Origin of the sequence: Vibrio sp. D404a (assembly GCF_030248535.1) — a bacterium.
GTDB lineage: Bacteria > Pseudomonadota > Gammaproteobacteria > Enterobacterales > Vibrionaceae > Vibrio.
The window spans coordinates 61,562-67,714 of the sequence record NZ_JAHGAJ010000040.1 but is presented as its reverse complement, the minus strand read 5'-3'; the positions used below and the strand labels follow the sequence as shown (position 1 = coordinate 67,714).

Genomic DNA, 6,153 nt, shown 5'->3' with positions numbered 1-6,153 from the left:
TGAGGTTCTGAGGTTCTGAAAGAATTGTATGGAATCAATGTTGATTCAAGCTAAAACAAACAAAACATCAAAATTACGGCCAACCTGATATTCGACCCAAGCGGACTAGTAGTAACGGAACAATGATCAAGGGCAGTCAAGGTTTCATCGTTCCACAAAATCAAAGTTTACGAAGCATGATCAAGGGATATTGGCCAAACGCTTTATCAACGAACAGTGCATTTCAATAAGATCCAAATACGGAAAAATGATCAAGTGTATATCGCTCCGGAAGCATGTAATTTTGAACCTAAATTACGGAGGAATGTAGACAGACTGGGGTTTGAGCCCAAATTTCTAGGTTTTGCCTGATAATTCAATCAACACATAATTGAAATACAAATGTCACCTTGTTTCGTGATCATGCTTCCCTATTATTATTGATACTTGCCTTGAACGCTCATTAAGCTTCTCATACACTAACTAAGGTGAAATATTCAGCAATAACGAGTAAAACGGCTCCAAATCCGCCTTTCCATGATCATCGTTCCTGCATCTATACCAAGAATCTTATTCACAAATCAGATCCATCGTTCATGATTTCATCAGCCGCTGTGGATAAGCTGTAGAGTGCTAATGATCATGCTTTCGGACCTATAATGATCATAGTTACAATGAGTTAGTGATCATCGTTCTGTCCATCATTGATCATGCTTTCTGGATTACGTTGATCATGTTTTCATAGTCTCTATGATCATGCTTTCCACGGCTGTATTTTTTTATTATTTACATTCAAGCACTTACGAGCAAACTTACGGCTAGATCATTAGATCACTTAATCATTTAAGATCAGATTAATCAGAAAGATCAGGTATTTAAAAGATAATAAATTCTCTTTATTTATGATCATTTTTTCTTTATTCTTCAGGAACTATAGTGAAATTACGGTTAGTGTGATACGGATCAAAAATGAAACCAGATGAAAAATTACTGATAAAGGCAAGAAGCCACAAAGATGGTCATTTATTTGAGGTATCAGAAAGTGCAGTTGAATGGATAGAGCAATACCAACACTTTAAAGGTGTAACTAAGAGTATCGTTGAACTCCTCAACCTCATTTCTCTCCGTGGTTTCAGCAGTAAAGATGGTTACGTATCAACAACCGAGATTATTGATGCTACAGATGGCCAAGTCACTCGTGCAGCGCTACAGCAACGGCTGAGAGCGGCAGTAAACATTGGACTTTTTAAGCAGATCCCAGTGCGTTTTGAAGAAGGGCTTGCAGGCAAAACCATGCTGCATCGCTTTGTTAACCCTAACCAACTGATCTCAGTGTTGGGTGCCACCAGCTTAGTCACTGAAAGCGTTAAACAAAGTGAAAAACAGAAGCGCTCTAAGGCGTTGGCTCAAACCAAAGTCAACAAGCGCTTACTCAACGAACATGGTTTAAATACGCCACCAACGATGAAGGATGAGGCGGATCAGTTCATCGTCTCACCAACCAACTGGGCGGGGATCATTGATCAAGCATTAGCCCCACCACGTACCCGTAAGAGTTACCAAAAATCAATGGTTTCGATCTCAGGTACTCGTGCAGTGATCGAGACAAGATCATCGAAAAACATCATGACCGTTGATGATCTCATGACCTTATTCGCTCTGTTCACTCTGACAGTGCAGTATCACGATCATCACCAAGACGATTATCATCTGGATGCGAAATCCACACCGAATAAAACACCGCTCTACATCACTGATATCCTTTCCCTGCGTGGCAAGAAAGACAGTGGTCCAGCGCGTGATTCAATTCGTGACAGTATTGATCGTATTGAATTCACCGATTTCCAATTGCATGAATTGACTGGCCGCTGGTTAAGCGAGAATATGCCTGAAGGCTTCAAAAGTGATCGCTTCCGATTCCTAGCACGCACGATCACCGCGTCTGAAGAAGCGCCAACAGAGGGGGCTGACGGTGAAATTCGCATTAAACCGAACTTGTACATTCTTGTATGGGAGCCATCGTTCTATGAAGAGTTGCTCACCCGCGACTATTTCTTCCTGTTTCCACCTGAAATTCTGAAACAGCATACTCTCGTGTTCCAGCTGTACTCTTACTTCAGAAGCCGTATGGCACGCCGTCACTCAGATTGCATGTTACTGAGCGAACTGAACCAAAAACTGGCGAGAAACATCGATTGGCGTCGTTTTTCGATGGATTTGATCCGAGAGCTAAGAAAGCTGGGTGAAGTGACTGATCAAGACGATACATTCCTTGTCAATTTATGGGGTTACCACCTGACGATCACCGCAATGATCGAAAAAGATAAAACCGTCGACTATCAAGTGGATATCAAGTGTAACGTTGAGGAAGTGTTGCGATACTCTCGTGCTCGTACGACCAATGCTGGTAAGCGAAATATGGCACCAACGTTGCCAAACCCACTGCGCAATGAAATGGTCTCGAAACAGAAGTTGGAAGAGCTCTCAGAGATCATCGATGGCGAGTTTGAGCCTATTCAGCGTAAAGCCCCGTCACCACGAGGTAAATTAGGGCGTCGCGTGAAGCTACGTAAACACTCGGTTGAGATCAACGCGGATGAAATCACCATTACTCTATCTAAATATACCTCACCAGAAGCTCTAGAACGCAGTATAACGGCTCTTTCTGCTATGACAGGGCACTCACATGCTTCAATCAAAGAAGAGTGCTCAGAGCTTGTTGAGAAGCTTGATTGGTTGAGAGTGGCAGATGAAGCGATTCCTTATGAGACACTGAGCCGTACCATTGAGCTTTACAATGATCGCGATACCAATAAGCACTTATCGATCGAGCGCTTGATCTCAGGCTTAGCGGTAAGACGCAAGGTGTGTAAACAGATCCACGAAGGACACCTGGATGAAAACGTTTTTCTAGCACTCGATGAGATGGCGATTGGCCACTAGCTAATGCCCAGTAAACAATAGTTTGATGAATCTGTTAATGAAATCGATTGGATATTGATGATAAACGGACTTAACGCTGACAATCTACTGACATTAATTATGGGGCCACTGGTTATTATTTATCCCGAATAGACAACCTTTTGTCCTTTCTTATGATTAATAGATTGGCTCATATTTTGTTACATCATACTGAATAGATTTTTTGCGAGTTCCACTGGAGCTCGCTTTTTTTTGCTTAAAAATCAGCATATAGCAAGAAATCCAATACTAGATAGATGGATCTTGCTCTGCAGGAAATGCGAAAGCATGATCAAGAATATCCTCACAGTTTAGGATCCAATTCCTTGATCATCTTTCCGGGATCAATGAGTGTAACTTGGGGAAGGGGGCTGATCGCCATTGTGTGGGTGACCAGTCATGAACCTGACGTGAGATTCAATTAAGCGTTCCGACTCACCTTGCCAGCGCGGATCATGTTGTTGATTCGCAAATTCAAGTGCCAACACACACAGATGCTGCATTCGTTTAGTGCACCACTCTTGGAGGTCTGGCTCTGCTGAGGTGTTGCTTGATACGGCTTGCAGCTTGCTATAAGCGAACATCACAAACTGGTAGGCTTTTTCAGTACGCTCTGCCATCGATTGGGTTATTTGGCCTTCTGCATCGCCAGAGGGTGCCACACTCGATTGTTTGTAGTGAGTGTAGATCCGCAAACAACCGTCCAACCAACAGGCAATCGCCTTACTCTGCTTATCACTGATCAGCGGCCCCCAGATCGCGTCTGGAGGCGTTAAGATCAACACTTCGAGCTTCTCTACTTGATCATGCTTTCGAGATCGATACCAATTTTCGATGCTCTCTAACCAAGTATCTAGTTCATTCATGCAACACTATCCCAATGTTTTACAAAGTGGTTTTCAGCAACTTTATTCACCTTGTGCTGAATGACACTGCTTCGCTCGCGTACGAGGTCGGCATCTACCGAATAGTTTGGTTCATTTTTTACCAGTTCGCCAAATGGAAGATCTGGATCCGGCACAGCTGAGATCAGCAGTTTAGTGTATGGGTGCTGTGGGTTAGTGAGGATCGATTGTGTCGAGCCCCATTCGACGATCTGTCCTTTATACATCACTGCGGTCTCTTCCGCGATGTAGTGGGCCGTCGCCAAATCATGGGTTATGTAGAGGAATCCGATACCGAGCTCTTTTTTCATTCTCTGCATCAGGTTCAGCACGCCCAGTCGAATCGAAACGTCGAGCATCGAGGTGGGTTCGTCGGCTAAGATCACCTGAGCACCGACACCAAGTGCTCTTGCTAGGTTAACACGCTGTCTTTGGCCCCCACTGAGCTCATGTGGGTATTTAGCCAGAGTTTCGATAGGAAGTTCCACTAGAGCCAACAACTCCTTGAGGCGGTTCTCAAGAGCTTGTTTAGAGTCGACCTGCTTGTGAATCTTAAGTGGACGCGTGAGATGATGCTCGATGGTGTGGGTCGGGTTGAGTGAGCCAAATGGGTCTTGGAACACCATCTGTACCTTGCTGCGGTAATCGAGAATCTCTTTTCGACTCTTGAGCGTGGAGATATCTTGGCCGTTAAAAAGAATCTCGCCTTCCGTTGCAGGATAGACCTTGGTCATCAACCTAGCACACGTACTCTTACCACAGCCCGATTCTCCCACCAGCGCCAGTGTCTTACCTGCGTATAGATCAAAGCTGACTCCGTGAAGGGCTCTAAATATCTCTTCCTTGCCTAGCCCACCGCCAACAGTGAACTCTTTAACGACGTTTTTTACCTGAATAATCGGTTGTTGCATCATCTTCTCCTAGCTCGCCATCGCGTGTGATTGTTCGTGAATATTTGGGAATGAACTCCACAGCTTCTGGGTGTATTCATGCTGAGGGTTATTGCGGATCTCATGTGCATCATTAACTTCCACAATCTGCCCATAGCGCATGATGGCAATGCGATCACACAGTTGACTCATCAGGGCCAGATCATGAGTAATGAACAGAATTGAGAAACCAAATTCTTCACGCAGCTGATGGATTTGCTGCAATATTTCACGCTGTACCACTACATCGAGTGCCGTTGTTGGCTCGTCCATGATGATCAGTTTCGGGTTGAGTGCCAGTGCAATCGCAATCACTAGACGCTGGCGCATGCCACCGGAGAACTGGTGCGGATACTCTGAGAGTCGATTGCGTGGAATGTTGACAAGGTCTAGGAGCTTTTCGGCACGGTCTTTGGCTTGCTCATCGCTCATACCTTTGTGGTGGCGAAGTACATCGGCGAACTGCTCTTGAATGGTTAATACTGGATTGAGGGAGTTCATGGCGCTTTGGAATACCATCGCAATCTCACTCCAGCGCAGGGTGTTGAGTTGGGAGTCGGACAGTTTCAGTAGATCTTGTCCATCAAATAAGATCTCACCGCCGGAGATAAACGCGGGCGGCTTGTGGAGACGATTAATGGCAAAGGCAATGGTACTTTTACCGCAGCCAGACTCACCGGCTAGGCCAAAGATTTCCCCTTTGCTAATTTGAAAGCTCACGGATTTTACCGCATTAAAATCACCATCGTCGGTGATGTAGTCGACGCAGAGGTTTTTCACCTCAATCAGTGGCGCGCCTTTTAGTTCACTGGACATAGTTATCGCTCATTATGATATTGATAATAATTATCATTAACATGTTGTGCGATTAGGGGAAGCAGAGAGCTTAGAAATGTTGAAGTGACTCGTAATTAATTTGTACTGGTTTGCAGGAAATTTCAGTTCAGAAAGTGGGGTGTGAGGTCGCGAAAGTGGGAGTTAGATCAAACCACATTTCTTATGGGGAATCTTTTAAATGTAATGGCATAAATTCGCCTTGGCAAAGTATAAATGAGGCATTTATTAATTAGCTTTGTGAAGCGTCGGAATCATCACATTTCAGTACAGAAATTCTTAACAACCGAAAGGGCATTTGCTACAGATTACCTGTCCATTACATGGTGCTTTTCGGAGGAAAACATGTCCATTAATTCAATCAACCATGATGAAATGACGAACATCGCAAACAAGTGGGACGGCGATGAAGAAGTAAACCTAAAACCAGAGAAACAGATGAAATCGGCTGAAGCTCGCCGTCGTATTGAGGCTCTTAGAGAAATTAGAGAAAGCGGTCTGAGCCTTGAAGAAGCGAGAGAACTGGGTTTGATTCACTGATCTTTGATTCATTCTTTTAGGGCGGC

5 protein-coding genes are annotated in these 6,153 nt (G+C 44.4%); 2 read left to right on the top strand and 3 right to left on the bottom strand.

Translation table 11 applies throughout. The annotated features are described in order from the left end of the window. Positions 1-948 precede the first annotated feature (948 nt). Positions 949-2,922 (top strand): replication initiator protein RctB domain-containing protein, encoded by a 1,974-nt coding sequence (locus KI655_RS20785; RefSeq protein ID WP_285408358.1) that lies wholly within the window; start codon positions 949-951, stop codon positions 2,920-2,922. Positions 2,923-3,284: 362 nt separating this feature from the next. Here the strand turns inward: KI655_RS20785 and KI655_RS20780 are convergent, their stop codons facing one another. Genes KI655_RS20780 through KI655_RS20770 form a run of 3 tightly spaced genes read right to left on the bottom strand, consistent with a single transcriptional unit; the run spans position 3,285 to position 5,569 of the window. Then, positions 3,285-3,806 carry a transcriptional regulator gene (locus KI655_RS20780; protein WP_285408357.1) on the bottom strand — a complete coding sequence of 174 codons (522 nt, stop codon included), beginning with the start codon at positions 3,804-3,806 and terminating at the stop codon, positions 3,285-3,287. Further along, the gene (locus KI655_RS20775; RefSeq protein WP_285408356.1) at positions 3,803-4,735 is read right to left on the bottom strand and encodes an ATP-binding cassette domain-containing protein; all 933 of its coding nucleotides are present in this window, start codon (positions 4,733-4,735) and stop codon (positions 3,803-3,805) included. The genes KI655_RS20780 and KI655_RS20775 overlap by 4 nt, the downstream gene beginning before the upstream one ends. Positions 4,736-4,744: 9 nt before the next feature. Next, the gene (locus tag KI655_RS20770; protein ID WP_285408355.1) at positions 4,745-5,569 is read right to left on the bottom strand and encodes an ABC transporter ATP-binding protein; all 825 of its coding nucleotides are present in this window, start codon (positions 5,567-5,569) and stop codon (positions 4,745-4,747) included. Positions 5,570-5,932: 363 nt separating this feature from the next. Here KI655_RS20770 and KI655_RS20765 point away from each other — a divergent pair, with 363 nt between their 5' ends. Beyond that, the gene (locus tag KI655_RS20765) at positions 5,933-6,127 is read left to right on the top strand and encodes a PA3496 family putative envelope integrity protein (protein ID WP_285352234.1); all 195 of its coding nucleotides are present in this window, start codon (positions 5,933-5,935) and stop codon (positions 6,125-6,127) included. The last annotated feature ends 26 nt before the right edge of the window (positions 6,128-6,153 follow it).

Bases quoted from the DNA above. Each gene is read 5' to 3' on its own strand.
- KI655_RS20785 (WP_285408358.1), top strand. From the start codon at position 949: ATGAAACCAGATGAAAAATTACTGATAAAGGCAAGAAGCCACAAAGAT.
- KI655_RS20780 (WP_285408357.1), bottom strand. From the start codon at position 3,806: ATGAATGAACTAGATACTTGGTTAGAGAGCATCGAAAATTGGTATCGA.
- KI655_RS20775 (WP_285408356.1), bottom strand. From the start codon at position 4,735: ATGCAACAACCGATTATTCAGGTAAAAAACGTCGTTAAAGAGTTCACT.
- KI655_RS20770 (WP_285408355.1), bottom strand. From the start codon at position 5,569: ATGTCCAGTGAACTAAAAGGCGCGCCACTGATTGAGGTGAAAAACCTC.
- KI655_RS20765 (WP_285352234.1), top strand. From the start codon at position 5,933: ATGTCCATTAATTCAATCAACCATGATGAAATGACGAACATCGCAAAC.